The organism is Erythrobacter sp. SN021 (assembly GCF_021864455.1).
In genome coordinates this window covers 519,179-543,625 of the sequence record NZ_JAKKUW010000003.1, presented here as the reverse complement: position 1 = coordinate 543,625, position 24,447 = coordinate 519,179, and the positions used below count along the sequence as shown (strand labels likewise).

Below are 24,447 nucleotides of genomic sequence, written 5' to 3'. Positions count from 1 at the left end.
GCGCGATCCAGCACCTGGCGGGCATGAAGGATTCCAAGACCATCATCGCCATCAACAAGGACGAAGACGCCCCCATCTTCCAGGTCGCCGATATCGGCCTCGTCGGAGACCTCTTCAAAATCGTGCCCGAACTCACCGAAAAGCTCTGATTGCATTGTGACGCCAAAGATGAAACCCTCTTGCGGTACAGTATCGCAGGAGGGTTTTTCATGCGCATCCGGTTTGGTACAGGGGTTGCCACTAGTATTCTGGCGATAGCAGTGCCCGGCACCGCCACGAGTGCCGCAGATGCGTCGCTGACAATTCTCGAACCTTCCAGCCATTGGCAACTCGATTATGGTGAGGAGCGTTGCCGACTTGCGCGGCTTTTTGGAACCGGCGATTCCAAGACCATCTTCTGGATAGAACAGACCGGACCATCGGGGACCTTCAACTGGCTGGTCGCTGGCGGGGCAATCGATCTGCTGGGCTCGGCGCGCCGGGTCAGCGCATCCTTCGGCCCGGCATTCGAGTCCTTCGAACTGGACGAGTCCTCATCCGGCCCGATACGACGCGACAGCCTGGAACTCGCCAGCTTCGGCAAGGCGATCGAATCAACCGGCTATCGCCGCTTCGAGCATGGCAGTCGAGGGGAGCCGGATGAAGCCGACCAGTTTGGCGAAACATATTCGGAGCTCAACCCCGCGCACGGCGCGCAGATCGAATATGTCGAGTTCAGCCGCAAGGACCGGCGCGTTCGTCTGGCAACGGGCGATCTTGCAGACGGGTTCAAGGCACTGAACGCCTGCGCCACCGATTTGTACGAATTCTGGGGCGTCGACCCGAAGGAGATCGCGCGAATTGCGACCGGGGTGAAGCCGTTGAACATGAAACGGGTCGCCCGGCAGATACAGAAGCACTATCCGAGCAAGGCGGAAAGGCGCGGCGAGGACGCGATCATGCAGCTAAAGGTCCTGATTGGAACGGATGGTCGGGTCGAAAAATGCATCACGATCGAAAAAACCAAGGCGGAGAATTTCGACGAGCGGGCCTGCGAACTGTTCAAACAGCACGCAATGTTCGAGCCTGCACAGGACGCAGAGGGCAAGCCGGTACGCGCCTTCTTCTCCACGACAGTCGTCTATGCGGTCTTCTAGTCCAGACCCGGAGGCTACCCGAGCATGCTCGTCAGGAAATGCAGCGTCAGCCCGACCAGCCCACCCACCAGCGTACCGTTGATGCGGATGAACTGAAGATCGCGCCCCACCGCTGATTCCACGCGGTCGGTAATCGTCTGCGCGTCCCAGCGCTTGACGGTTTCGGACACCAGCCGGACGATCTGGTCGCCATAGCGCGTAGCGACGCCAACGGCGGTACGGCGGGCGAAGCGATTGATCTGGCGTTGCAGGCGCTCGTCGTCGCGCAGCGCTGCGCCCAGCTCACCCAGTGTTTCGCCGATATAGCCATGGCCCGTGCCGCCCGATGTGCGGATCGTCTGGATGAGATTGGCGCGCAGCCGCTCCCACACACCCTGCCACCAATCGCCGATGGCTGCGTTCTCAAGCAACTCGCGCTTCATACGCTCGACCCGCTCCTGCATTTCGGGGTCTTCGCGCAGACCCCGAGCCAGCTCCTGCAGGCCTTCTTCGATCTTGTCGCGCAGCGGATGCTGGGGATCGACCAGCACTTCGGCCAGCAGCTTGTAAAGCCCATCGAGAACCGAATTGGCCAACCGTTCGTCGAGACCGGTGAAGCGCAGTACCGCATTGGCGCGCTTATGGACCATGTCGCGTACCATCGTTTCATTGTCTTCGAGCACGAGACCGGCCCACCGGATGATCTTGTCGATCAGCGGTTTGTGGCGACCGTCGGCAATCATCGCCTCAAGCATTCCGCCAAGCAGCGGTGCGATCTCGAGTTTGCTGAGCTGAGCCTTGATCCCGCCGCGGACCTGCGTACCGAGCCGGTCCGGATCGAGCGATTCGAGGACCTCGATCGCCAGTTCGCCCGCTCCTGCGCGAATACGCGAGTCCCTGGTCGATTTGGGATCCGCCAGATAGCTGCCGACCGCATGCGCCAGGTTCATGGCACCCATCCGGCGGCCCACAACTGCCGGGGTCAGGAAGTTTTCCCGCAGGAAGCCCGCCATCGTATCGGCAATGCGATCCTTGTTTTCGGGGATGATCGCCGTGTGCGGAATCGGCAGGCCGAGCGGGTGGCGGAACAAGGCGGTCACCGCGAACCAGTCTGCCAGCCCGCCGACCATCGCGGCCTCGGCGAAAGCGTGCAGATACCCCCAGGCCGGATGCGCGTCGAGATACCGGCCCGACCACAGGAACAGCGCCGCCATCAGCACGATGAGGCCGGTCGCCGTGCGCCGCATCATGCGCGCTCGGTCGGGCGGGATCGGGGGGCCTGAGGACTGCAGACCCGCGGGCGCAGCCTTGCTCACTCTGCCGGTTCGACCCCGGATTGCGGCGAACCTTCGCCGAGAACACCACGGCTGTCGTCACCATCCTTATAGGTCAGCAGCCGGTTGCGCAGCCATGGCCCGGCGCGCTTTTCGAAGCCGTCGGCGAGGCTAAAGCCCGCCGGCACGATCAGCAGCGTGAGAACGGTCGAGAGGATCAGCCCCCCAATAACCACCGTACCCATGGGAGCGCGCCAGGCGCCATCGCCCGAACCGAGCACACCCGATAGTGCGGTCGGCACCATGCCTGCGGTCATCGCGACCGTCGTCATGACGATCGGCTGGGCACGTTTATGGCCCGCGTCGATGATCGCGTGAAGTTTACGCGTGCCCTTGTCCATTTCCTCGATAGCGAAGTCGATGAGCAGGATCGAATTTTTCGACACGATTCCCAAGAGAAGAAGAATGCCGATATAGACCGGCATCGATTGTGGTTGACCGAAGAGCCAAACCAGCAGGATCCCGCCCAAAGGTGCCAGAGCAAGGCTGGTCATGTTGACCAGCGGGCTCATCAGGCGCTTGTAGAGTAGCACCAGCACTGCGAAGACAAGCAACACGCCGGAAACGATGGCGATCATCAAGCTGGTCATCAGCTCCTGCTGCCATTCGTCCTCGCCCACCACGTCGCGGATAACACCCTGAGGGAGATCCTGCAGGATTGGCAGCGCATCGATCTCGGCCTGGGCCTCGCCCTTGACCACGCCCTGCGCGAGATCGGCACCGACCAGCACGCGGCGGTTTTGGTTGTAACGCTGGATGGTCGTTGGGCCGGAGCCGAACGATACATCGGCCACGCGCGAGAGCGGGACCGAACCACCATTTGCGGTCTGGACCGGCAAGTTCTTGATTGTCTCCAGATCCTCGCGCGACTGCTCAGGCAATTTCACCCGGATCGGAATCTGGCGGTCGGACAGAGAGAATTTCGCCGCATTCTGCTCGATCTCGCCCATGGTAGCTATGCGGATTGTTTGGCTAAGCGCGATCGTGGATACGCCCAGCTCGGCTGCGAGATCCTCGCGCGGCTTGATGATCAATTCCGGCCGATTGATATCGGCGCTGATTCGAGGGGCGACCAGCGAATCGATGCCCTTCATCTGTTCGACCAGCGCTGCCGCGGTCTGGTTGAGCAGTTCCGGGTCGGATCCGGCGAGCATGACGGTCATATCGCGGCCCGATCCAAACCCCCCCGACTGTGAGGCAAAGCGAACGCGCGCATCGGCAATCTGCGCGAATGTCGGCGCCAGCCCCCGCTCGAATTCGATCGAGGTGCGTTGGCGGTCCTCGCGCAGAGTTACGTATATTGTCGCCTGCCCTTCGCGGACGCGCTCCAGAGCGAGTTCCACTTCCTGTTGGGCGTAAAGGATGTCGGCGACCTGATCGACGACGCGTTCGGTCGTCTCAAGCGTAGTCCCCGGAACCATCTCGATTTCGACACGGCTGTTTTCATCGTCGATCACCGGCTGGAACTGTGCCGGGACGATGCCAAACAGCAGAATCGTGAGCAACAGCGAGAAGTAGCCGACCCCGAGCATCCATACACGGTGGTCGAGAAAGCGGGCGTAGAGATACTGCCATGCCTGCGCCATGTGGGCGCCGAAGCGCCTCACGACAAAACCGATGATGCGGAAAAACAGCAGTGTCGCGACAAGACCGACACCCAATGCCAGGGCGAGCTGCAGCAAGCCGACGATCTTGGCCAGAAAGGCTTCCGCAGCATTGGCATCCGATCCGGCGATCGCGTCGGTAATGCCCAGCCCCTGGATTAGATCGGAGACGGTGAAGGTGGCCATGGCCGAGATGACGAGCGCGCCAATGACGACCAGGAGCATCGACAGGATATAGAGCCAGCGGTGGCGCGGGCCTTCTAGCCCCTCGCGCGCGGCGAACATCTTGCCGCGATCGAGCGACCAGCGCAGGACGTTCATATAGCGATCCATCATGGGACCTTCGCCATGCGCCGCCTGGCCTTTCGCCTTGAGAAAATAGGCCGCGAGCATTGGCGTTATCATGCGCGCCACCGCCAGCGACATCAGCACGGCGACGACGACGGTAAAGCCGAAATTCTTGAAGAACTGCCCGGAAATGCCGGGCATGGCGCCCACGGGAAAGAACACCGCGACGATACAAAAGCTGGTGGCGACAACCGGCAAGCCGATTTCATCCGCGGCATCGATGGAAGCCTGATAGGCAGTCTTCCCCATGCGCATATGGCGCACGATATTCTCGATTTCCACGATGGCATCGTCGACCAGAACGCCCGCGACCAGTGCCAGCGCCAGCAGCGAAAGCTGGTTCAGATTGAAGCCAAGCAGATCCATGAACCAGAAGGTCGGAATAGCGGAAAGCGGAATGGCAACGGAAGAAATTGCTGTCGCGCGCCAGTCACGCAGGAAGAAGAAGACCACGACCACGGCGAGGATCGCGCCCTCGATCATGGCGGCCATGGCGCTTTCATACTGGTCCTTGGTGTATTTGACCGTGTTGAACAGCGGAATGAATTTCACGCCTGGATTTTCAGCCTCGATCTGCTCGATCTTCTGGAGCGCCTCCTCATAGACGGTAACGTCCGATGCGCCCTTGGCCCGGCTCATGGCGAAGTTGACGACTTCCTTGTCGCGCACCTTGCTGATCGAGGTGCGTTCGGAAAAGCCATCACGCACGGTGGCGACATCGGCGAGCTTGATCGTGCGCCCGCCGCCAAGCTGGATCTGTCGCTGGCTCAGGGCATAGGCATCTTCGCTATTGCCGAGCACGCGGACAGACTGGCGTGTGCCGCCGACCTCTGCCATGCCCCCGGCGGCATCGATATTGCTCTGACGCAGAACCCCGTTGATCTGGCTGGCGGTAACGCCAAGAGCCTGCATGCGCGGCAGGTCCAGGATGACCTCGATTTCGCGATCCACACCGCCAAACCGGTTCACCTCGGCCATACCCTCGATCCCGAGCAATTGCTTGGCAACGGTATCGTCGATGAACCAGCTCAGCCCCTCAATCGTCATGTCATCGGCTTCGACAGCATAGATTGCGAGGAAGCCGCCGGAGATTTCCTCTTTGGTCACGCGCGGCTCGAGGATCCCGTCGGGCAGTGACCCGCGGATGGTATCGACCGCATTCTTGACTTCAGCGACCGCATCGTTGGGATCGGTCCCGATCTCGAACTCGATGAACGTGTTCGAATTGCCTTCGCGCGCGGTCGAATTGATCGACTTGACCCCGTTGATCGAGCGTACCGCGCTCTCGACGCGCTGAGTGATCTGGTTTTCGATTTCGGTCGGCGCGGCGCCAGGCTGCGAGACCGAGACATTCACGGCGGGGAACTCGATGTCCGGATTGTTGACCACGTCCATCCGGGCGAAGCTGATCAGACCAGCCAACAACAACGCGGTAAAGGCAACCAGCGGGATGACCGGATTGCGGATGGACCAGGCGGAGATATTGCGGAAATTCATCGAGTTACCTCGCCTTAGTCAAGCTTGGCCAGCTGCGTCCTGACCGTTTCACCTTCGGTCAGGAAGCCACCGGCGCGAAGCACCACCCGTTCGGAACCACTCAGTCCCTCGGCGATGACGATGCCCTTCGACGTAACGGCCCCGGTTGTCACCGGACGACGCTCGGCCTTGTCTTCGCCGTTGACGATAAGGACGTAGTCGCCCTCGCGATCGGAAAGCACCGCGCTCTCGGGCAATATCGGGGCAACGACGGTGCCGCTGGCGATCGTCGCTGTGGCGAACCCCCCGGGACGCAGGCCGGGCGCGTAAGCAAGCGCGATGCGCGCCGTACCCTGGCGGTCCTGCTGGTCGATGGTCGGAGATATCTGCCAGACCTGCCCCGTGAAAAGCTTCTCGGTACCGATGGGCCTGATTTGCGCGCTGGTGCCAACCGAGATCGCGGCCAGCGAATCTTCGTTGAGGCGGGCGAGCATTTCCATCTCGCCGCCGCGCGCGATCCGGAACAGCGCGGGCGAGCCGGCGCCCACGGTTTGCCCCGTTTCCACATTGCGTTCGAGGACATAGCCAGAAGCCGGTGCGAGAACATTAAGCCGCGCGGTACGCGCGCGCAGTTCGCGCAATTGCGCCTGAGCCACGCGGACGCGCGCTGCTGCAGCGTCGCGAGTAGCCGTGAGTCGATCGACATCCGCCTTGGATACGAAGCCGCGCTCGACGAGCTGAAGGGCGCGATCGAGATTGGCCTGGGCGAGATTCGCATCGGCCTGAGCAACCTGAATTTGTGCTGCGGCGCTTTGCACTTGTTGCGACTGAACCGAGCGATCGATGCTGGCCAGGACCTGACCTTGACGCACCCAGTCACCCGCATCGACGGGAACCGACACGACCCGGCCGCCCTCGCCGACGACGCCGACAGGCATTTCACGGCGAGCGGCCAGGGTCCCGGTGGCGGTGATCTGGCCTTCGACCGTGGTCTTGCCGGGCGTGACGACCGTGACGGTCGGCGCTTGGGCATTCTCGTCACCCGCCGGTGTCGCCGTTCCTCCGCCGCGCATCACGAAATAGGCCGCAATGGCCAAGGCGAGAACTACGAGCGAGCCGATGATGACGATTTTACGCCGATCGAACCGGCGCTTTTCTTCCTGCTCCTCGGCTTCCGGTTCGATCCCGACCGCAATGGGCTCGCCCTTTTCGGCTATCACTCCGGATTCGTAATTCATATCGTACCTTGCCCCAGAAGCGCTGCGAACGAGAAGTGTGTTATATCACTATATCACTCAGCGCAAGAATTTCGTAATTGGGCGATAGACCTGGCACCATAGTAGGGCAATCGAGGGTTCGACCGAGGGCTTGTGCGACAGGACGAATGTCGCATTGCGACCACAGGTGCGGAGCCGAGTCCGCGCATATGAGATACGAAAAAGGGCGGGACATCTTTCGATGCCCGCCCCGTTTTTCGGGTCGGTAGAACGAAGACGCTTAACGAACGCGTCCGCGCTGAACCATATTGGCGATACCCAGCAGGACGATGGCGCCCAGCAGAGACATCAGCAGCCCCGGGACGCTGAATTCGGTGAGCGTTGCGCCAACACCGATGAGCGATCCGATCCACTTGCCGATAAAAGAACCGACGATGCCGACGACGATGTTCCAGAAAATGCCCATCGAGGCATCGCGGTTCATGACCAGACTTGCGAGCCAGCCAATAATACCACCAACGATAATCGCGATAATCCAAGCCATTACAATTCCTCCTCTAAACCCGTCTCAATACACCCCTTTTAACGGACGGGCGCGACGAGCGGTTCCCCGGTTCGGTCCGGCGATGCTGGAAGAGCGTATGGAAGGGGGCGTTGGTTCCCGCACCCGCGCGGGACCGTCTCAGTATTTGAGCTGGCGTTCGTAAAGGTCGCGATAGTGCTGGATGCGGGTGACGCGCAGGCCCTGCATGCCGGAACGATCGACGGCACGCTGCCAGGATGCGAATTCCTCGAGGCTCAGCGAATAGCGCTCTAGCACTTCGTCAATCGTCAGCAGACCGCCATTGACCGCCGCCACGACTTCGGCCTTGCGTCGAACAACCCAGCGCTTCGTGTCGGGCGAAGGCAGGTCGTCAAGGGTCAGCGGCTCCCCGAGCGGGCCGATAACCTGTGCAGGGCGGATGTCCTGGTTTTCGATCATTCTCTCTCTCTGTCGCCTTGGTCCGCATCGTTCGCGGCATTCCCAAGGCCTAGACCCGCAGCTTTGCCATCGCTTAAAATATCGTGGTTAACGGCCGATTTACCTTCTTCGTGGCTTTCGCGCCGCACCTCTCCGAATGCGTTGAACCCCGCATCGACCGTGCCGAGTTCGTCTCGCAGGTCCCGAGTCGCGGCCAGCCTGGCCACCAGATCGGTCCAGCGCATTCGGTGCAAGACCGAGCTTTCGCGCGGATCCTCGCAGGATTTGTCCTTGATACGGCCCTCGAACATACCGGCTGGGATAAGGCTGCATGGTAAAGGATCCGTGAAAGGTCATATGGGGGGGATACGGTGCCCTACTGGCGGTTCGACACGTATCGGTGTATGGGCGCCGCATGCCCGCAACCACGAGCCTTTCGCCGGACCAGGCCGCCGCGCTGTTCGACCTGCCACGACCGGCAGCCGAATGCCGTATCGTCGTTGCCATGTCGGGCGGGGTCGACAGCTCGGTCGTCGCCGCGCTCGCCGCGCGTACGGGCGCCGAGGTGATCGGTATTACCCTGCAGCTTTATGATTACGGCGCCGCCACGGGCCGCAAGGGCGCCTGTTGCGCGGGCGACGACATACGCGATGCGCGCGCAGTGGCCGAACGGCTCGGTATCGCGCACTATGTGCACGATCACGAAAGCGCTTTCCGCGAGGAAGTGGTCGAGACCTTTGCCGACGATTACCTCGCCGGGCGCACACCGGTGCCCTGTATCCGCTGCAACATGGGACCCAAATTCACCGATCTCCTGGACATGGCGCGGGAATTGGGCGCCGACTGTCTTGCGACGGGCCACTATGTTCGCCGGGTGATGGGATCGGCCGGACCGGAGCTGCACCGAGCCGCCGATCCGGCGCGCGACCAGTCCTATTTCCTTTATGCCACCACCGAAGAGCAGCTCGATTTCCTGCGCTTCCCGCTCGGCGGAATGCCCAAGGCCGAGGTGCGTGAACTGGCCGAAGCGGCGGGCCTGCGCAATGCCGCGAAGCCTGACAGTCAAGACATTTGCTTCGTGCCCGACGGCGATTATGCGAAGATCGTCAAGAAAATGCGTCCCGAGGGCGGTCGTCCCGGTGCCATCGTCCATGCCGCTACCGGTGAGACACTCGGCCGGCACAAGGGGGTGATCCACTATACCGTCGGCCAGCGGCGCGGGCTCGAAATCGGGGGGCAGCCCGAGCCGCTTTATGTGGTGGGCATCGATGCCGAAAGCGCGCAGGTCCGGGTCGGACCCAAGCGAATGCTGGCAGTCACCGCCGCGCGGATCATCGAAACAAACCGGATCGGTCCGCTGCCAGACGTACCGCTGACCGCCAAGGTCCGCAGCCTGGCGAAGCCGGTCCCCATCGCGCTCGACGGGCCGCTTGGCCTGGGCGCGCCCACGACCATCCGATTCGAAACGCCCGAATTCGGCGTTGCGCCGGGGCAGGCTGCCGTCATCTATGCGGGCGACCGGGTCGTCGGTGGGGGCTGGATCGAATCGACCAGCCGGGTCGCCGCTTAACCCTTCCACTCCTGCAGGACGCAGCCATAGCCTTCGCGGTAGCTGGCGGTGTCCGAGGCGATGAAGGGAATCGAGGCGGTCACGCTCTTGGACGCCGCATCTTCGCTTAGCGAGATGAGCTCCATTCCCTCCAGCTTGTCTTTCGCACAATCGTCCATGCTGCGTCCCGCGACGAAACGACACGAGCAGGCGACTCGCGCGGCATAGGCGGAGCCGACGCCGCCGGTCTTACGCAGGCCGTCACCCCAGGCGAGCCAGGCAGCTGCGAGCAGCGCCGTTACCAGGAGGATCAGCCACAGCCAGAGGCGCGACTTACGGGAACGTGTTTTGGCCGTTGCCAAGCGGGATTCCTTCGTGCGAGTGACGCGGGTTATGACCACGCGGACCGCCCCCCTTATCGCGCTTGCCCTCGCCACCTCAACCCTTGCGGCATGCGGCTCCCCCGGTCCCGTCGAAGAGCCGCCGCTCAGCCAAGAGGCGCTGGCAGCGGTAACCGCCGACCCCGGTGCGCCGACGCGGCCGCTGGCACGCGCGGCGGACGATCTCTTCACGCTCGACGGGCTTGGCGAGACCCGCGCCCTGATCGTCTATCACGGCGGCAAACCGGCAGTGGAGCGTTACGCTCCGGGCTATAACGAGACCACCCGCTTCGTCAGTTGGTCGATGGCCAAGACGGTTACCGCCCTGATGATCGGTATGCTGGTCGCGGACGGGCAATTGCGCCTCGATGCGCCCGCCCCCGTCCCGCGCTGGCAGCGCACGGGCGATCCCCGTGCCGAAATCACCTTGCGCCACCTGCTCCAGATGCGCGCTGGCCTCGAACACACCGAAGCGGGCGACCCGCCCTATGAAAGCGGCGAGGTGCGCATGCTGTTTCTCGACGGGCGCGACGACATGGCCGACTACGCCACGGCCCAGCCGCTCGAAGCCGAGCCGGGCGAACGGTTCGAATACTCCTCCAACACCACCGTTATACTTGCCGATATTGCCGCACGCGCGCTGACCGACAGCAAAGACCCGGATGAACGCCGCGAGGCCGTGGCCGACTATCTCGAAGCGCGCCTTTTCGCACCGCTGGGCATGACCAGCGCGGTGCCCGAATTCGACCGGGCGGGCACGTTGATCGGCGGCAGCCTGATCCACGCTACGGCACGCGACTGGGCCAAGCTCGGCGAGCTGTTGCGCAACAAGGGCTCGTATCGCGGCGAACAACTTGTTCCCCGCCAATGGGTCGATGAAATGATCGAGCCGAGCCCCAAAAGCCCGCATTACGGCCTTCAGACTTGGCTCAACCGCCCTCTTCCCGAGGGCGAGGAACACCCGCTGTTCCCCGACCGCGCGCCGCATAGCGCCTTTTCGCTGATCGGCCATATGGGCCAATACGTCTTCGTATCGCCGACGCAGAAGCTTACCGTGGTACGGCTTGGCCATTCGAACCGCGAGGAACGGATCGCGATGCTCCGGCAGCTTGCCGACGTGATCGAACTCTATCCGGAAACCTAGGGCAGGTAGAAACTGCCTTCGACCACGGTCACGCAGGATCCGCTGAGCACCGCCTTTTCGCCGTCGCGGCGGCAGATCGCATGCCCCCCGCGCCGCGAGGCCTGGAAGGCGGTGAAATCGTCGCGCCCGAGCCGCTGGGTCCAGAAATAGGTCAGCGCGGCATGGGCAGAGCCGGTGAAGCTATCCTCGTCCACGCCGCCGCCGGGAACGAACACGCGGCTGACCACATCGGTGTCCCGCCCCGGCGCGGTGCAGATGAACTGGTCGTTCCCGAGCGCGCGCAACCCCCGCAAATCGGGGGCGAGCGCGCGCACCCGATCTTCACTGTCGAACAGGTAAATGCCGTAGCGATCGGGGCTGAGCCAGACCTCCTGCGCCGGCGCGCCGATCAGCGCGATCGCTTCGGCCCATTCGCCCGGCTGGGTGCGGATCAGCGGCAGGGCGAGTTCATAACCCGCATCCGCCTGCGACACGTCGAGCAAACCCGCCTTGCGGGTGCGGAACGTCACGCGATCGCCGCCGTCGCGGGTCAGCAGGACGTGCCCGCTGGCCAATGTCGCATGGCCGCACAGCCGTACTTCCTCGGTAGGAGTGAACCAGCGCAGTTCCCAATCGGCCGCACCGCTCTTGTCGCGGACCACGAAAGCGGTTTCGGCGAAGTTGTTCTCCTCCGCAATGGCCAGCAAAGTGGCGTCATCGAGCCAATCCTCAAGCGGCATCACCGCTGCCTGGTTTCCGGCGAAGGGCCGGTCGGCGAAGGCATCGACATGCCAGTATGGTAGCGCGCGCATCATGCGTCCTTCTCAAGCTTGGCGAACTCATTTTCCTCGACCAGCGGATTGTCGGGCTCGTCGACATGCCCTTCGGGATCGATATGGATGAGCAGCTCCATGCACGGGAATTTGCAGCAGAGGTCTCCTTCTACTTTCTCGATTATGTCGTGAGCTTGCTCGATCGTCATGTCCGGCGGCAGGTCGACATGGAACTGGACGAAATCGCGGTTGCCGCTGGTGCGCGTGCGCAGATCGTGCAGGTTTGAAAGTTCGGGATGCGCGGCCGCCGCCTCGATGAAAGCCAGCCGCTTTTCTTCTGGCCATTCGCGGTCCATCAAGTCATCGACCGCTTCGCTCATCCCGCGCCACGCGCCCCGAGCAAGCCATGCGGCAATAGCCAGGCCGAAGAGCGGATCGGCGACCCCGAAACCGAGATACTGGTCGAATATCAGGGCTGCGATGACGGCCAGGTTGAGGAACAGATCCGATTTGTAATGCAGGTGATCGGTCTGGATCGCGAGGCTGCGCGTCCGGTTCATCACATAGCGCTGCCATCCGAGCAGGGCGAAAGTCAGCGCGATGGCGATCAGGGAAACGGCGATCCCTTCCTCGGCCGCGGCGGTCTCGCCCTGCCCGGCAAGCTGCATGATCGCCCGTACCGCGATACCGAAGGCCGACAGCGCGATAAGCATGACCTGGAAGATCGCTGCCAGCGCCTCGGCCTTGCCGTGGCCGAAACGGTGATCCTCATCGGCAGGCCGGGAGGCGATCCACACCCCGGTGAGCGTCGCGAGGCTGGCAATGAGATCCAGCGCCGAATCGGCAAGGCTGCCGAGCATGGCGGTCGACCCGGTGCGCCAGCTGGCCCAAGTCTTGAGCGCGACCAGCACCAGCGCGACCGAAATCGAGGCCATGGCCGCCGATCGGGCAAGAAAGGCGCGATTATGGCTCATGGATACAGCAGCGTATTGGTCCACGGGTCACTCGCGTCATCGCGGGAAAACAATCGGCGGTCGTGAAGGCGATACTGTCGATCCCGCCAGAATTCGATCCAGCGCGGGCTCAGGCGGAAACCCGTCCAGTGCGGCGGGCGCGGAATGTCGCCATCGGGATAACGCGCCTCTACCGCCGCAACCCGGTCGAGATAGACCTGCCGGTCGGGCAGCGGGCGTGACTGGTCGCTGGCGGCGGATCCGATCTGCGAAACACGCGGGCGCGAATGGAAATAGGCGTCCGCCTCGGCTTGGGTTACTTCATCCAGCGGGCCTTCGATGCGAATCTGGCGGCGCAGGCTCTTCCAGTGGAACAGCAAAGCAGCACGCCTATTGGCACGGATCTGCTCTCCCTTGCGGCTTTCCGCATTGGTATAGAAGACGAAACCATCGCTACCGTAGCCTTTCAACAGCACCATGCGGACCGATGGGAAACCATCGTCGGACGCTGTTGCCAGCGCCATCGCATTCGGGTCGTTGGGTTCGCTCTCCTTCGCTTCGGCAAACCAGACTTCGAACAGGGCGAAGGGGTCGCTTTGCGGGATGGCGCTTTCATCGTTCTGCATCGGGACAGATCCTACAGAATGGAACATTTGGACTACAGTTCAGGAGCAAAACACGCCGAGGCCCGTTCTTGCCCCGGAATCCGCTACGAACGGGGAAGGTTTACCGTCCATGCCATGGCCCCTATCGCCAATCAGTCTCCTAGGAAACCGCTCACGCTTGCGTAGCCGCGCTGTGATGCCTAGCTAACACGCCAAATGGTCATGAACACACCCGATCCCTACACCACACTTGGCGTTGCGCGCGGAGCGTCCGAAAAGGACATCAAAAGCGCCTATCGCAAGCTCGCCAAGGAACTTCATCCCGATCGCAACAAGGACAATCCCAACGCGGCCGAGCGCTTCAGCCAGGTCACCAACGCCTACGACCTGCTGTCCGACAAGGATAAGCGCGCGCAATTCGACCGCGGCGAGATCGATGCCGATGGCAATCCCGCCAACCCCTTTGCCGGCATGGGGGGCGGAGGCGGATTCCGCCCGAACGGCGGCCAACACGGCTTCCGGGCGGAGGATTTTCAAGGCTTCGGTAACGACCAGGTCGATCTGGGCGATATTTTCGAAGGGCTGTTCGGCGGCCGCGGCCCGCGCGGCGGAGGCAACCCCTTCGGCGGTGCGCAGCAACACCGCCCGCCACCACGGAAAGGGGCCGATATCGCCTATAAGCTTCGGGTGCCCTTTGTGGATGCCGCCACCCTCAAGACGCAGCGCATCACGCTGTCCGACGGCAAGACGGTCGACCTGAAATTGCCGAAGGGCGTCGAAACCGGCACGCAAATGCGCCTCAAGGGCAAGGGCGAACAAGGCCCTGGCGGCGCGGGCGACGGCTTGGTGACGATCGCGATCGACCGACACAAACTCTACAGGCGCGACGGCGACGACGTGCGGTTCGACCTGCCGATCACCTTGGATGAAGCAGTGAACGGCGGCAAGGTCCGCGTACCCACGGTCGACGGTCCGGTCATGATGACAATCGAGCCCGGCACACATGGCGGCACCGTATTGCGCCTGAAGGGCAAGGGGTTCACGCGCAAGAATGGCACGCGCGGAGACCAGTTGGTGACGCTCGAGATACAATTGCCGGATAATCTGGACGAACTTGCCAAGCGGCTCGAGGGGTGGAAGGACACCAGCGATCCGCGGAGCAAGCTAGGGGTCTAGCCCTTGTCGCCAAAACCAATTCCGGAAAGTCAGGAACGCGAGATCCAGTCGCTGTCTCCCGAGCAACGCCGGAAAGAAGCGGGTAATCTCAGAGGTCGTATCGAGAACCGTGTCGGCCCCGGCACCCGCGTGTGGAAAATCGCAAAGCGTACCTTTGTCGGCACCTATAATGACGGTTTCATTCACGCGGGGAACCTCGCTTATCTGTCGATGCTGGCGATCTTCCCCTTTTTCATTCTCGGCGCGGCGGTGTTTTCCGCCTTTGGGGAGGAGGCGGAACGCGCGGCGACGATCAACGCCGTCCTCTTCGCCCTGCCGCCCATGGTCGGCAATGTCATCGAGCCGGTCGCGCGCGACGTGATCGAAGCGCGCAGCGGCTGGCTGCTATGGGTCGGCGCGCTGATCGGATTGTGGACCGTAGGGAGCCTGGTGGAAACCATCCGCGATATCCTGCGCCGCGCCTATGGCACGCAGGCGACGCATGCATTCTGGAAATACCGGCTGCTGTCCTCCGGCGTGATCCTGGCGGCGGTATTCCTCCTCCTCCTGAGCCTGATCGCGCAATTCCTGATCGGCACCGCGCAGGAAGTCATCGAAGCCTATTTCCCCCAGCTGGTGGACAGGGTGGTGGCGCTGCGCTTGTCGCGTATCGTGCCGTCGCTCGGCCTGTTCGGTTCGCTCTACCTGATCTTCTACTCGCTCACCCCGTCGAAATACCGGCGCAAGCGCTATCCCAAATGGCCGGGGGTATTGTTGACCACCTTCTGGTGGATTTCGGTCACGACGATCATGCCCACGGTGCTGCGCAATTTCTTCGCCTACGATCTCACCTATGGCGGATTGGCGGGTGTGATGATCGCGCTGTTCTTTTTCTGGCTTGTCGGGCTCGGGGTGGTTATCGGCGCGGAACTGAATGCCGCGCTGGCCGAAACGCCGGAAGAGAAACTGGCCGAGGAAACCGACGAAGGGCGCAGGGCAGCGCTGGCAAGGGAAATGGAAGAAGAGGAGCACGCCGGATGAGCGGGTTGATGGCAGGAAAGCGCGGGCTGATCATGGGGCTCGCCAATGACAAGTCTCTGGCCTGGGGCATCGCGCAGCAGCTTGCCCGGCACGGGGCGGAGCTGGCGTTCTCCTATCAGGGCGAAGCGCTCAAGAAGCGCGTCGGGCCATTGGCGGAAAAGCTCGGGAGCAATTTCCTGATCGAATGCGACGTGTCCGATATGGCGGCACTCGATACCGCCTTCGACACGCTCAAACAGCGCTGGGAGACGATCGATTTCGTCGTCCACGCCATCGGCTTTTCGGACAAGAACGAGCTACGCGGGAAATATGTCGATACCAGCCTCGACAATTTCCTGATGACGATGAACATTTCCGCCTATTCGCTGGTCGCGGTGGCGCAGCGGGCGGCGGCCATTATGCCCCAGGGCGGATCGATCCTGACCTTGACCTATTACGGCGCGGAAAAAGTCATTCCGCATTACAATGTGATGGGTGTGGCCAAGGCTGCGCTGGAAACCAGCGTGAAATATCTCGCCAACGACCTTGGGCCGCAGAATATCCGCGTCAATGCGCTGAGCGCGGGTCCGGTCAAGACCTTGGCCGCGAGCGGCATCGGCGATTTCCGCTATATTCTGAAATGGAACGAGCTTAATTCGCCCCTGCGGCGGAATATCACGATCGACGATGTCGGCGGGTCGGGCCTGTATCTCCTGTCCGACCTGTCATCGGGCGTGACCGGCGAGACGCACCATGTCGATGCAGGCTATCATGTTGTCGGCATGAAGCAGGAAGACGCGCCGGATATCGCGCTGGACAAGGGCTGATTGTCCTCACTAAGTCATTGCGAGCATAGCGAAGCAATCCAGTCCGGACCGTTCTTGATTGCCGCGTCGCCTGCGGCTCCTCGCAATGACAGTGAATTGGTCTATGCCGCGTCGGGCCAGATCCCGCGCGTATCGTAAACGGCCTTGTCCCGCCGCTCTTCGGGCGGAATGACCTTGAAGACATCGTGATCGACCAGCGCGACGAGTACGCCTGATTCCTCCAGCGCCGTATCGATGTCGACGAGTTCGGCTCCGGTGCCGTCGAATTCCCTGGGCAATTCGCTCGCATAGGGTTCGACCACCTGAATGCGCGCCCCGAATTCCCGGGCAAGGCCTGCCGCGACGTAGCGCGCCGGGCTCTCGCGAAAGTCGTCGATATTGGCCTTGAAGGCCAGGCCCAGGCAAGCCACCTTGGCGTCCGGATTGGCTTCGATCAGCGCTTTCGCACGGGCGAGAACGTGGTGCATCTTGGCATCGTTGACCTCGCGCGCCTGGCGGATGATCTTTGCTTCTTCGGGCGCACCGTGGACGATGAACCACGGATCCACCGCGATGCAATGCCCGCCGACGCCCGGGCCGGGCGTCAGAATGTTCACGCGCGGATGCCGGTTGGCGAGGCGGATAACCTCCCACACGTCGAGGCCCTGCTTGTCGGCGATCATCGACAGTTCGTTGGCGAAGGCGATATTCACATCGCGGAACGCGTTTTCGACCAGTTTGGTCATCTCCGCGCTGCGCGCATCGGTGGTGACGCATTCGCCCTTCACGAACCGCTTGTAGAAAGCGAGCGCCTTCCTCGCGCAGCGCGGTGTGATGCCGCCGATCGATCGATCGTTATGCGTCAGTTCCTCGAGGATTTTCCCCGGCAGGACGCGCTCGGGACAATAAGCGAGCGATATGTCAGCTCGGTCGTCCGTGAGGCCCGGCATGGCGAGATCGGGGCGCTTTGCCGCGATCGCATCGCGCATCGCTTCGGTCGTGCCGACGGGCGAGGTCGATTCGAGGATCACCGTGTCGCCCTTCTTGAGCACCTCGGCAACCTTCTCGGCCGCGGCCATGACATAGGAGGTATCGGGCGTGTGATTCCCATCCTTCGCGAAGGGCGTCGGCACCGCGATCACGAAGACATCGGCCGGTGCGATCTCGGTCGAGGCCTTCAGCAGCCCGCGCTGGACCACCGCCTGCACCAGCCCGTCGAGATCGACTTCCTCTATATGTATTTCACCGCGATTGATGGTGTCGACCACGGTTTGGGTCACGTCGACCCCGTGCACCGGGCAGCCCGCGCGCGCGATGATCGCGGCGGTGGGCAGGCCGATATAACCGAGGCCGATGACGCAGACTTCGGGCTTGGTGTCACCACGCATGAATGTGTTTCCCTGAACCGTTCACTAGCGGGTCTAGCGCCTGTCGGTAAATTTTACAGTAACGACGATCAGGCGGATGCGAGAAGGTCCGCGATGCGGGCCGCCGAGCGCCCGTCCCCGAAAGGATTGTGGGCGCGCGCCATGGCGGCATAGGCCGCATCGTCATCGAGCAGGCGGTTGGTTTCGCGCACGATAGTGTCCGTATCGGTCCCGACCAGCTTTGCGGTTCCGGCCTCGACGCCTTCCGGTCGTTCGGTGGTTTCGCGCATGACAAGCACCGGTTTGCCCAGGGCAGGCGCTTCCTCCTGCACGCCCCCGCTATCGGTGAGCATCATGTGACTGATATCGAGCAAACGCGCGAAATGCGGGTAATCTAGCGGCTCGATCAGCGCGACATTGTCGAGACCGGCAAGCTGTTCGTTCATCACGGCGCGCACATTAGGGTTGAGGTGCACCGGGAAAATAACCGCAACGTCATCACGTGAAGCAATATCTTTAACCGCATTGGCGATATTTTGCATGCCCTCGCCGAAATTCTCGCGGCGATGGCTGGTCATGCCGATAATCCGTTTGCCCGAGAAACGCGCCTCGAGGTCGGCGAGGCCGCAAGCAAGCGATGGCTCCTGGGCAATTCGCGCAGTCACCCACCGGAGCGCGTCGATCACCGTGTTTCCAGTGACATGGACGTTTTCCCGATCGACGTTTTCGCGCAGCAGAGCCTCGCGCGCGGTTTCGGTCGGCGCACAATGGAGCGCGGCGAAGCCGCCGACCACGCGGCGATTCACTTCCTCGGGCCAGGGGTGGTAGATATCACCGCTGCGCAAGCCCGCCTCGACATGGCAGACGGGGATTTTCCGGTAATAGGCAGCGAGCGCCCCCGCCATTACCGTGGTCGTATCGCCCTGGACGACCACCCAATCGGGCTTCTCCTCGTCAAGCACGGCGCCGATCTCGACAAGCGCCCGCGCGGTCAGCGCATCGAGCGTCTGCCCCGGCGTCATCAGGTCGAGATCGTGGTCGGGCACGATCCCCGCGATATCGAGCACCTGATCGAGCATCTCGCGATGCTGCGCGGAAATGCACACGCGACTTTCGAAACGCGGATCGTCAGCGAGAGCGTGGACCAGCGGGAACAGCTTGATCGCTTCGGGACGCGTCCCGAAAACGGTGAGGATCTTGCGGGGCGTAGCCATGCCCGCCCTAGTAAGGGCAAATGGTTAAGCGGCGATAGACCTCAGAGCTGGCTTTCGTCGCTATCGGGTTCGGTCCGGGGCTCGGGCTCGGGCAACGCCTCTTCCCCCGGCACTTCGGCCGCGCGTTCGCGTTCAAGCCGCTCCATATATTCGCGTTCGATCATCTCGACCCGCTCCTGCTCGGCGGCGGCATCCTCGTCGATCGTTGCCAGACGCTTCGCGCGTTCGGCAGCGATGATCTCGCCGAAGCGTACACCCGCGTCGTTGGCCTTGTCGGCATAGGCGGCGTTGATCATTTCCTGGGTGCAGCCGGTGAACCCGCCCGCGCCGGTCGGCGAACACGACATGGTGCCGAAATCGCCCACCATTTCGAAGCTTTCCACGCGTTCCGCCCAGGACTTGTTCTCCGGACTGTCCGAGAAGCGCAGATTTTGCGGGATGCGATAGCGCTCGTCTTCGGATTTCCGCGCACAGACGACGATGACGTCTTCCGTACTTTCCGGGCATTCGTCGTCTCCGTAGACGATCACCATATTGTAACTGTCGTCATCTGCGACGGTACTTTCCTGCGCCTGCCCAATTGCAGGGAAAGCGAGCGCAAGGCTGGCGATGGCAATCAACGGTTTCGACATGTCGGTCCTCTTGGCGGATTTCGTGCTGGGGCAATAGACGCCCGATGGGGTGAACTCTCGGTGAAGCATTGCTCGTATATCGGTCATTCCGCTCACACGCGCTCCGAAATGCGGATTGCGGCGCGGCAACCGAGGCGGATGAGGCCGGACAGCAGCGGATAGGCGGGCGCGCGTTCGGCACCGGCGGCCAGCGCCGCGTCGCGGTGTTCGCGCTCATCCTCGCGGAATTCCTCGATCATCGCGGCCAGTTCGGGGTCTTCGCCCGTTTCATGCAATTGGTCGAGCTGCCTCGAATAATGATCGTCGATTTCGGTTTCGACCGCGGCGGTACAGGCCATGGCCGCTTCCGGGCCAATCAGCGCGGTCACCGCGCCCAGGGCGAAACCCGCGCGGTCCCAGAATGGCTGAAGCGCGGTCGGGCGCACACCGCGGCGCGCCATCAGCGCATCGAATTTCTCGCGGTGCCCGACTTCCTGTTCCGCCATGCCGGCGATCTCGGCCGAATGAGGCCCGCGGTCGCCCATGACCGCAAGCTGGCCTGCATAAATCCGCGTTGCGCCGAATTCCCCCGCCTGATCGACGCGGATCATCCGGGCGATATGGTCGGGAACCTTGGTCATGCGCGACGATCCTTCGCCAAAAGCCCCAGCACCGCAAGTCCGCCAGCCGTCGAGATAAGGAAATTATAGCCGGCCAGGCTGATGCCGAACAGCGTCCAGGCGGGTGCGTCGCAGCGCACCAGCGGTGTGTTCATGATGTCTTCCAGCGCATTGCCGCTGCCGCCGCCCGAAACCACCGCGCAGGATGTGATCCCGGGCCACCAGCCATATTCGACCCCGGCATGGAACAGGCCGATTGCGCCCGATGCAAGTATCGCCAGGGCGGCAAGGGCCGTCCAGACCCGCGCCGGGGGAATGATGAAGGCGATCAGCGCGAGCCCGACCGCGGCAAAATGCGGCCAGCGCTGCCACCAGCACATTTCGCATGGGTAGAGGCCGAACCCATATTCGGAAATATAGGCGCCGCCCAATAACAGCGCGGGCAAGGCAAGAGCCAAGCCACGGGCGAAACGGGCGTTCTGCGAAAGGTCCATGGGGCGCGATGTAGCCTATTTCGTCCGCGCGGCAATGCTCTTCGGGCTGGTCCGGCGCAGCGTTTCCAGCGCATAGTGCAACTGGAAATCCTCGATACCCTTCTCCTTCAGCTCTTCCGCTGTCTGGAGAAAGCGCGGATCGTCACGCTTGTCCTTTTCCACCGCGTCATCGTCAATGCCGAGCTCGTTGATGAGATGGCCGCGCAGATCCGATTCGCGCATCTGGAAACGCGACCGCTTCGCAAGGTCGGGATCGGAAAGCTGCGGCACGGTAATATCCGGGGTAATCCCCCCTTCCTGAACCGAATGACCCGACGGCGTATAATAACGCGCCGTCGTCAGCTTCAGCGCCGCATCGCGGCCCAGCGGCAGCAGCGATTGAACGCTGCCCTTGCCGAAGCTGCGCTCGCCCATGACCACCGCGCGGCGATGGTCCTGCAATGCACCGGCGACGATTTCCGATGCGGAGGCGGAGCCCGCATCGATCAGCACGACGATGGGGAGCCCTTCGGCTATGTCGCCGCGGAACACCGTTTCCGCATCGTAGGTGATGTTCTCCCCCCGGGCGCGGCCACGCTGCGAGACGATTCGTCCGTCGGTCAGAAACAGATCCGACAGCGCCACCGCTTCATCCAGAGAACCGCCGGGATTGGACCGCAGATCGAGCACGAGACCGTTGAGACGCCCCGTAGCCTTGCTCCGCAGGCCTTCCCACGCGGCAAAGACATCGCTGCCGACATCGCGTGAGAATTCGTTGATCATGATGTGGCCGATATTGCCGTCCTGCAGTTCCCAGGTGACGGGCTCGAGTTCGATCACGCCCCGCGTAACGGTCACATCGAAGGGCTCGTCGCGGCCGGGACGGAAGATGGTCAGATCGATCGACGTTCCCGAACGGCCGCGCATCTGCGCAACGGATTCGTCCAGCTTCTGCCCGACGATCAGCCGCCCATCCAGGTGCGTGATGAAGTCGCCGGCCTTGATCCCCGCCTCGTCGGCCGGACTGCCACGGAAGGGCGATATCACCTTCACCGCGCCATCTTCGGCGACGACCGAAAGGCCCAAGCCCGAATAATTGCCGTCGATCATGGTCTCCAGGCGCTGGAGATCGCTGCCGTCGAGATAACCCGAGTGGGGATCGAGCGCGGTCAGCATGCCGTCGATCATGCCGCGCACAAGCTTGTCGTCATCGACCGGCTCGACATAGCTTGTCTTGATCCGTTGGTAGACCGCCAGGACGCGGGCGAACTCCGGACCCGCGCGCCCCTCGACCTGCGCCAAGCTGGCAGTGGTCGCAGGGATCAACGCGACCGCAGTCACGAGAGCAGCCGAGCGGGCGAGTGCGGCGAACTTCAACGGCATGAAAACTCCTTTGCGCGGACCATATTATCGCTTGTCGGCGCTGAATGCCACATGAGCATGGCGGGTATGCCGCGGGGAAGCGATTTTCGACCGGCGATCTATCGCAGGTGGTCCAGCGGGTTCACCGGCTCGCCGCCCTGCCTCAGCTCGAGCGTCACTTCGCCGCGCCGCGTTGGGGCGAGACCGAGCGGTGAGCCTGCCGTCACATTCTGTCCCACCGCAACATCGAGAATTTCGAGACCGGTGACGAGCGTGGTCCAGCCATTGGCGTGCTCGATAATGACGATTCTGCCAAAGCCGCGATACGGCCCGGCGAATCCGACACGCCCCGCCCCCGGAGCGACGACTTGCGCGCGTGGCCGGGCCGCGAGTGCGATCCCGGCCTGTCGCTGGCCGCTGGCGCTCGCCTCGCCGAAACCCGCGGTAATCTCGCCCGCGACAGGCAGCAGGTAGCGCGCTGGCGGTTCGGTGGCGCTGGGTTCGGGGCTGGGCGGCGTGACGGCGACCCTCGCGGCCCCTGGATCGGCGGGGCGCGGCACCGGGCCGGGCAGCATGGCAAGTCGTTCGCGCAGCGAGCCCGCCGCTTCCAACCGCCCCACCAGCTCGTCCAGATCGATCGCCTGCTCGGCAAGGACGAGAGCCCGCTGCGCCTCCCTATCCGCGCCGCCCGCGGCCTGGCGCGCCCGCAGTCGTTCCTGCTCGGCTAGGGCGACGAGTTCCTTGCGCCGCCGGAGCAGCACCTCCTCGCTTTCACGCCGATCGGCGAGAGCTTGGCGCGCCTCTGCCTGCAAGGCCCGCGCACGTTCCAGATCGCCGCGCAAGGCCGACGTTTTTTCGCGCACAAGAGGAATGGTGCTGTCGAGCACCGCGCGCGTGTAAACGAGATCGCGCAAACTGCCCGGTTGCAATGCAGAAAGCGCCAAGGGGCGGCTCGACATCGATTGAAGCGCCGCGGTCAGCCGGACGAGCGGAGTCCGCCGACGGGCCAGCTTGCGATCGAGCATGCGCTTCTCGCGATCGGCCAGCGCCAGCCGCGCCTCGGACGCCGCGATCCCGGCTTCGGCCTGTTGCACGCGCGCCGCCAGCGCCGCCGCCTCGGCCCTGGCCTTTTCCGACGCTTCGCGAGAGCGCGCCGCGCGCTGTTCCAGCCGCTCGCCCCGCGCCCGCGCGTTACGTTGCTGCTGACGCGCGGCGTCGAGCGCCTCGCGCGCCTGTTCCACCGCTTCGAAGCGGACCGGGGCCTGCGCGATCGCAGGCAGACCCAGCAGGCCTGCCAAGGTCAATCCGGCGATGACGGGGAGGCGGCGGTTCATGGCCGCGTTTCTGCCCTATCATCCACTGCGATGATAGGGGTGGCCGGCAATTATGGTCGTTGCGCGATATAGTTGTTCGGCAAGCATGGCGCGGGCCAGAAGGTGAGGCCAGGTGGCCTTGCCAAAAGCCAGCAAGAGATCGGCCTCATCGCGGTCCTCTTCCGGATGCCCGTCCGCCGCGCCCAGCATGAAGCGGCATTCACGTATGCCGTCATCGCGCCAGCGCCCCAGTATTTCGGCGAGTTTCTCGGACGACAGATCTCTGCCGCGCTCGTCGAGAAGCACGGTCCGGCAGGGTGTTTGCGATTCGGGAACACGCCCCCCGGTATCGGGCAACTCGGTAAATTTGGTCGGCCATGTAAGGCGCTTTTCATAGCGCGCGACCAGTTCGGCCTCGGGCGACCGACCGATCTTTCCTCGGGCAATGACGTGAAGAAGAATGGCTCCGCTCCTCCAGACCGACGATCATCCGACCCCTTCCGGATCCGCCAGGACAGCCGTTCACCCGCAAGCGCTCGGCGGAGAAGCGGCGTCGGGAATGCGGCCCCACAAGGGGGCTGCGAGAAACGGACTAGGCCGTGCCAGCCACGGGTGGCGCGTCGCCAAAAGCCCACATGCGCTCGAGATTGTAGAAGCTACGGACCTCCGGGCGGAACAGGTGGACGACCACGTCGCCGGCATCGAGCAGGACCCAGTCGGCAGCGGGAAGCCCTTCGAGCTTTACCGGCCCGAATCCCGCCTGTTTAACCTTTTCGGCAAGTTTCTGCGCCATCGCTGCGACCTGACGGGTCGAACGCCCCGAAGCGATCACCATGTGATCGGCAATCGAGCTTTTGCCTTCGAGATCGATGGTCACGACTTCCTGCGCCTGATCGTCGTCGAGCTGTTGCAGCACGAGTTTGAGCAGCGGATCGGTTGTAGCGTCAGCCAAGTTGATCACCTGGGCGGGTTCGGTCCCGGATGAAGCCGGGCCTGTATGCGCCTGTGTCATAGGCGGATGCGATACTCCTGGATTGAGAGGCTCGGGCCATGGAAGGAACAACGCGC

The 24,447-nt window shown here is 63.0% G+C and carries 25 protein-coding genes and 1 pseudogene; 7 read left to right on the top strand and 19 right to left on the bottom strand.

The window, feature by feature from the left end; translation table 11 throughout:
* Both L5849_RS10200 and L5849_RS16060 read left to right on the top strand, forming a co-directional pair.
* Nucleotides 1-149, top strand: a pseudogene (locus tag L5849_RS10200) (electron transfer flavoprotein subunit alpha/FixB family protein); the annotation flags it as partial.
* Between the two features lie 111 nt (nucleotides 150-260).
* Complete coding sequence (locus L5849_RS16060) at nucleotides 261-1,136, top strand: TonB family protein (RefSeq protein ID WP_236925477.1); 876 nt, start codon at nucleotides 261-263, stop codon at nucleotides 1,134-1,136.
* A 14-nt stretch (nucleotides 1,137-1,150) separates the two neighbouring features.
* Here L5849_RS16060 and L5849_RS10190 read toward each other — a convergent pair whose 3' ends face one another.
* The 6 genes from L5849_RS10190 to L5849_RS10165 form a co-directional block, all read right to left on the bottom strand.
* Nucleotides 1,151-2,362: a DUF445 domain-containing protein gene (locus tag L5849_RS10190; protein ID WP_236925492.1), complete on the bottom strand. Its 1,212-nt coding sequence runs from the start codon at nucleotides 2,360-2,362 to the stop codon at nucleotides 1,151-1,153.
* A 65-nt stretch (nucleotides 2,363-2,427) separates the two neighbouring features.
* Entirely contained in the window at nucleotides 2,428-5,898 is a 3,471-nt protein-coding gene (locus tag L5849_RS10185; protein WP_236925476.1) for an efflux RND transporter permease subunit, read from the bottom strand.
* A gap of 14 nt (nucleotides 5,899-5,912) precedes the next feature.
* Nucleotides 5,913-7,115 carry an efflux RND transporter periplasmic adaptor subunit gene (locus tag L5849_RS10180; RefSeq protein WP_236925475.1) on the bottom strand — a complete coding sequence of 401 codons (1,203 nt, stop codon included), beginning with the start codon at nucleotides 7,113-7,115 and terminating at the stop codon, nucleotides 5,913-5,915.
* A 259-nt stretch (nucleotides 7,116-7,374) separates the two neighbouring features.
* Nucleotides 7,375-7,638 (bottom strand): GlsB/YeaQ/YmgE family stress response membrane protein, encoded by a 264-nt coding sequence (locus L5849_RS10175; protein ID WP_115415626.1) that lies wholly within the window; start codon nucleotides 7,636-7,638, stop codon nucleotides 7,375-7,377.
* A gap of 138 nt (nucleotides 7,639-7,776) precedes the next feature.
* On the bottom strand, nucleotides 7,777-8,076 hold the full coding sequence (locus L5849_RS10170; RefSeq protein WP_115415625.1) for a DUF1153 domain-containing protein: 300 nt from the start codon (nucleotides 8,074-8,076) through the stop codon (nucleotides 7,777-7,779).
* Nucleotides 8,073-8,300, bottom strand: a complete 228-nt coding sequence (locus tag L5849_RS10165) for a hypothetical protein (protein ID WP_236925474.1) — start codon at nucleotides 8,298-8,300, stop codon at nucleotides 8,073-8,075. Before L5849_RS10165 ends, L5849_RS10170 begins: the two co-directional genes overlap by 4 nt.
* Before the next feature lie 170 nt (nucleotides 8,301-8,470).
* Between L5849_RS10165 and mnmA the strand changes: the two genes are divergently transcribed.
* A complete protein-coding gene (gene mnmA / locus L5849_RS10160; protein WP_236925473.1) occupies nucleotides 8,471-9,625 on the top strand; it encodes a tRNA 2-thiouridine(34) synthase MnmA in 1,155 nt (384 codons plus the stop codon).
* Here the strand turns inward: mnmA and L5849_RS10155 are convergent.
* Nucleotides 9,622-9,966: a hypothetical protein gene (locus L5849_RS10155; protein WP_236925472.1), complete on the bottom strand. Its 345-nt coding sequence runs from the start codon at nucleotides 9,964-9,966 to the stop codon at nucleotides 9,622-9,624. The two genes, mnmA and L5849_RS10155, sit on opposite strands and share 4 nt — an antisense overlap.
* Before the next feature lie 31 nt (nucleotides 9,967-9,997).
* Between L5849_RS10155 and L5849_RS10150 the strand changes: the two genes are divergently transcribed.
* Complete coding sequence (locus tag L5849_RS10150; RefSeq protein WP_236925471.1) at nucleotides 9,998-11,128, top strand: serine hydrolase; 1,131 nt, start codon at nucleotides 9,998-10,000, stop codon at nucleotides 11,126-11,128.
* Here L5849_RS10150 and L5849_RS10145 read toward each other — a convergent pair.
* The 3 genes from L5849_RS10145 to pdxH are packed head-to-tail and all read right to left on the bottom strand — an operon-like array spanning nucleotide 11,125 to nucleotide 13,459.
* Entirely contained in the window at nucleotides 11,125-11,922 is a 798-nt protein-coding gene (locus tag L5849_RS10145) for a PhzF family phenazine biosynthesis protein (RefSeq protein ID WP_370459217.1), read from the bottom strand. The genes L5849_RS10150 and L5849_RS10145 overlap by 4 nt on opposite strands.
* A complete protein-coding gene (locus L5849_RS10140) occupies nucleotides 11,919-12,854 on the bottom strand; it encodes a cation diffusion facilitator family transporter (RefSeq protein ID WP_236925469.1) in 936 nt (311 codons plus the stop codon). The genes L5849_RS10145 and L5849_RS10140 overlap by 4 nt, the downstream gene beginning before the upstream one ends.
* Nucleotides 12,851-13,459: a pyridoxamine 5'-phosphate oxidase gene (gene pdxH / locus L5849_RS10135; RefSeq protein ID WP_236925468.1), complete on the bottom strand. Its 609-nt coding sequence runs from the start codon at nucleotides 13,457-13,459 to the stop codon at nucleotides 12,851-12,853. Before pdxH ends, L5849_RS10140 begins: the two co-directional genes overlap by 4 nt.
* Nucleotides 13,460-13,660: 201 nt before the next feature.
* Here pdxH and L5849_RS10130 point away from each other — a divergent pair, with 201 nt between their 5' ends.
* From L5849_RS10130 to fabI, 3 genes are read left to right on the top strand one after another with little or no spacing between them, the layout of a single operon-like run.
* On the top strand, nucleotides 13,661-14,614 hold the full coding sequence (locus tag L5849_RS10130; RefSeq protein ID WP_236925467.1) for a DnaJ C-terminal domain-containing protein: 954 nt from the start codon (nucleotides 13,661-13,663) through the stop codon (nucleotides 14,612-14,614).
* A gap of 3 nt (nucleotides 14,615-14,617) precedes the next feature.
* Nucleotides 14,618-15,634, top strand: a complete 1,017-nt coding sequence (locus L5849_RS10125; protein WP_236925466.1) for a YihY/virulence factor BrkB family protein — start codon at nucleotides 14,618-14,620, stop codon at nucleotides 15,632-15,634.
* Complete coding sequence (fabI, locus tag L5849_RS10120) at nucleotides 15,631-16,440, top strand: enoyl-ACP reductase FabI (RefSeq protein WP_236925465.1); 810 nt, start codon at nucleotides 15,631-15,633, stop codon at nucleotides 16,438-16,440. The genes L5849_RS10125 and fabI overlap by 4 nt, the downstream gene beginning before the upstream one ends.
* A gap of 101 nt (nucleotides 16,441-16,541) precedes the next feature.
* On the opposite strand, the gene wecC is transcribed toward fabI, so the two are convergent.
* The 9 genes from wecC to rsfS form a co-directional block, all read right to left on the bottom strand.
* Nucleotides 16,542-17,807: a UDP-N-acetyl-D-mannosamine dehydrogenase gene (gene wecC, locus L5849_RS10115; protein WP_115415615.1), complete on the bottom strand. Its 1,266-nt coding sequence runs from the start codon at nucleotides 17,805-17,807 to the stop codon at nucleotides 16,542-16,544.
* A gap of 68 nt (nucleotides 17,808-17,875) precedes the next feature.
* A complete protein-coding gene (gene wecB / locus L5849_RS10110) occupies nucleotides 17,876-19,000 on the bottom strand; it encodes a non-hydrolyzing UDP-N-acetylglucosamine 2-epimerase (RefSeq protein WP_236925464.1) in 1,125 nt (374 codons plus the stop codon).
* Nucleotides 19,001-19,041: 41 nt separating this feature from the next.
* Nucleotides 19,042-19,632, bottom strand: a complete 591-nt coding sequence (locus L5849_RS10105; RefSeq protein ID WP_236925463.1) for a hypothetical protein — start codon at nucleotides 19,630-19,632, stop codon at nucleotides 19,042-19,044.
* Nucleotides 19,633-19,724: 92 nt separating this feature from the next.
* Complete coding sequence (locus tag L5849_RS10100) at nucleotides 19,725-20,252, bottom strand: demethoxyubiquinone hydroxylase family protein (RefSeq protein WP_236925462.1); 528 nt, start codon at nucleotides 20,250-20,252, stop codon at nucleotides 19,725-19,727.
* Nucleotides 20,249-20,725, bottom strand: coding sequence for a disulfide bond formation protein B (locus tag L5849_RS10095; protein ID WP_236925461.1), 477 nt, complete (start codon nucleotides 20,723-20,725; stop codon nucleotides 20,249-20,251). Before L5849_RS10095 ends, L5849_RS10100 begins: the two co-directional genes overlap by 4 nt.
* A 15-nt stretch (nucleotides 20,726-20,740) precedes the next feature.
* A complete protein-coding gene (locus L5849_RS10090; protein WP_115417752.1) occupies nucleotides 20,741-22,081 on the bottom strand; it encodes a S41 family peptidase in 1,341 nt (446 codons plus the stop codon).
* A gap of 104 nt (nucleotides 22,082-22,185) precedes the next feature.
* Nucleotides 22,186-23,400, bottom strand: coding sequence for a murein hydrolase activator EnvC (locus tag L5849_RS10085; protein ID WP_236925460.1), 1,215 nt, complete (start codon nucleotides 23,398-23,400; stop codon nucleotides 22,186-22,188).
* A gap of 18 nt (nucleotides 23,401-23,418) precedes the next feature.
* Nucleotides 23,419-23,841 (bottom strand): 23S rRNA (pseudouridine(1915)-N(3))-methyltransferase RlmH, encoded by a 423-nt coding sequence (locus L5849_RS10080; protein WP_236925491.1) that lies wholly within the window; start codon nucleotides 23,839-23,841, stop codon nucleotides 23,419-23,421.
* A 130-nt stretch (nucleotides 23,842-23,971) separates the two neighbouring features.
* Nucleotides 23,972-24,391, bottom strand: coding sequence for a ribosome silencing factor (rsfS, locus tag L5849_RS10075; RefSeq protein WP_115415607.1), 420 nt, complete (start codon nucleotides 24,389-24,391; stop codon nucleotides 23,972-23,974).
* Between the last annotated feature and the right edge of the window lie 56 nt (nucleotides 24,392-24,447).

Coding starts and splice junctions, on each gene's coding strand:
- L5849_RS10190 (WP_236925492.1), bottom strand. CDS start 2,362: ATGCGGCGCACGGCGACCGGCCTCATCGTGCTGATGGCGGCGCTGTTC.
- L5849_RS10170 (WP_115415625.1), bottom strand. CDS start 8,076: ATGATCGAAAACCAGGACATCCGCCCTGCACAGGTTATCGGCCCGCTC.
- wecC (WP_115415615.1), bottom strand. CDS start 17,807: ATGCGTGGTGACACCAAGCCCGAAGTCTGCGTCATCGGCCTCGGTTAT.
- pdxH (WP_236925468.1), bottom strand. CDS start 13,459: ATGCAGAACGATGAAAGCGCCATCCCGCAAAGCGACCCCTTCGCCCTG.
- L5849_RS10165 (WP_236925474.1), bottom strand. CDS start 8,300: ATGCGCTGGACCGATCTGGTGGCCAGGCTGGCCGCGACTCGGGACCTG.
- L5849_RS10095 (WP_236925461.1), bottom strand. CDS start 20,725: ATGGACCTTTCGCAGAACGCCCGTTTCGCCCGTGGCTTGGCTCTTGCC.
- L5849_RS10100 (WP_236925462.1), bottom strand. CDS start 20,252: ATGACCAAGGTTCCCGACCATATCGCCCGGATGATCCGCGTCGATCAG.
- L5849_RS10180 (WP_236925475.1), bottom strand. CDS start 7,115: ATGAATTACGAATCCGGAGTGATAGCCGAAAAGGGCGAGCCCATTGCG.
- L5849_RS10105 (WP_236925463.1), bottom strand. CDS start 19,632: ATGTCGAAACCGTTGATTGCCATCGCCAGCCTTGCGCTCGCTTTCCCT.
- L5849_RS10150 (WP_236925471.1), top strand. CDS start 9,998: ATGACCACGCGGACCGCCCCCCTTATCGCGCTTGCCCTCGCCACCTCA.
- L5849_RS10140 (WP_236925469.1), bottom strand. CDS start 12,854: ATGAGCCATAATCGCGCCTTTCTTGCCCGATCGGCGGCCATGGCCTCG.
- rsfS (WP_115415607.1), bottom strand. CDS start 24,391: ATGACACAGGCGCATACAGGCCCGGCTTCATCCGGGACCGAACCCGCC.
- L5849_RS10175 (WP_115415626.1), bottom strand. CDS start 7,638: ATGGCTTGGATTATCGCGATTATCGTTGGTGGTATTATTGGCTGGCTC.
- L5849_RS10185 (WP_236925476.1), bottom strand. CDS start 5,898: ATGAATTTCCGCAATATCTCCGCCTGGTCCATCCGCAATCCGGTCATC.
- L5849_RS10145 (WP_370459217.1), bottom strand. CDS start 11,922: ATGATGCGCGCGCTACCATACTGGCATGTCGATGCCTTCGCCGACCGG.
- wecB (WP_236925464.1), bottom strand. CDS start 19,000: ATGGCTACGCCCCGCAAGATCCTCACCGTTTTCGGGACGCGTCCCGAA.
- mnmA (WP_236925473.1), top strand. CDS start 8,471: ATGCCCGCAACCACGAGCCTTTCGCCGGACCAGGCCGCCGCGCTGTTC.
- L5849_RS10130 (WP_236925467.1), top strand. CDS start 13,661: ATGAACACACCCGATCCCTACACCACACTTGGCGTTGCGCGCGGAGCG.
- fabI (WP_236925465.1), top strand. CDS start 15,631: ATGAGCGGGTTGATGGCAGGAAAGCGCGGGCTGATCATGGGGCTCGCC.
- L5849_RS10085 (WP_236925460.1), bottom strand. CDS start 23,400: ATGAACCGCCGCCTCCCCGTCATCGCCGGATTGACCTTGGCAGGCCTG.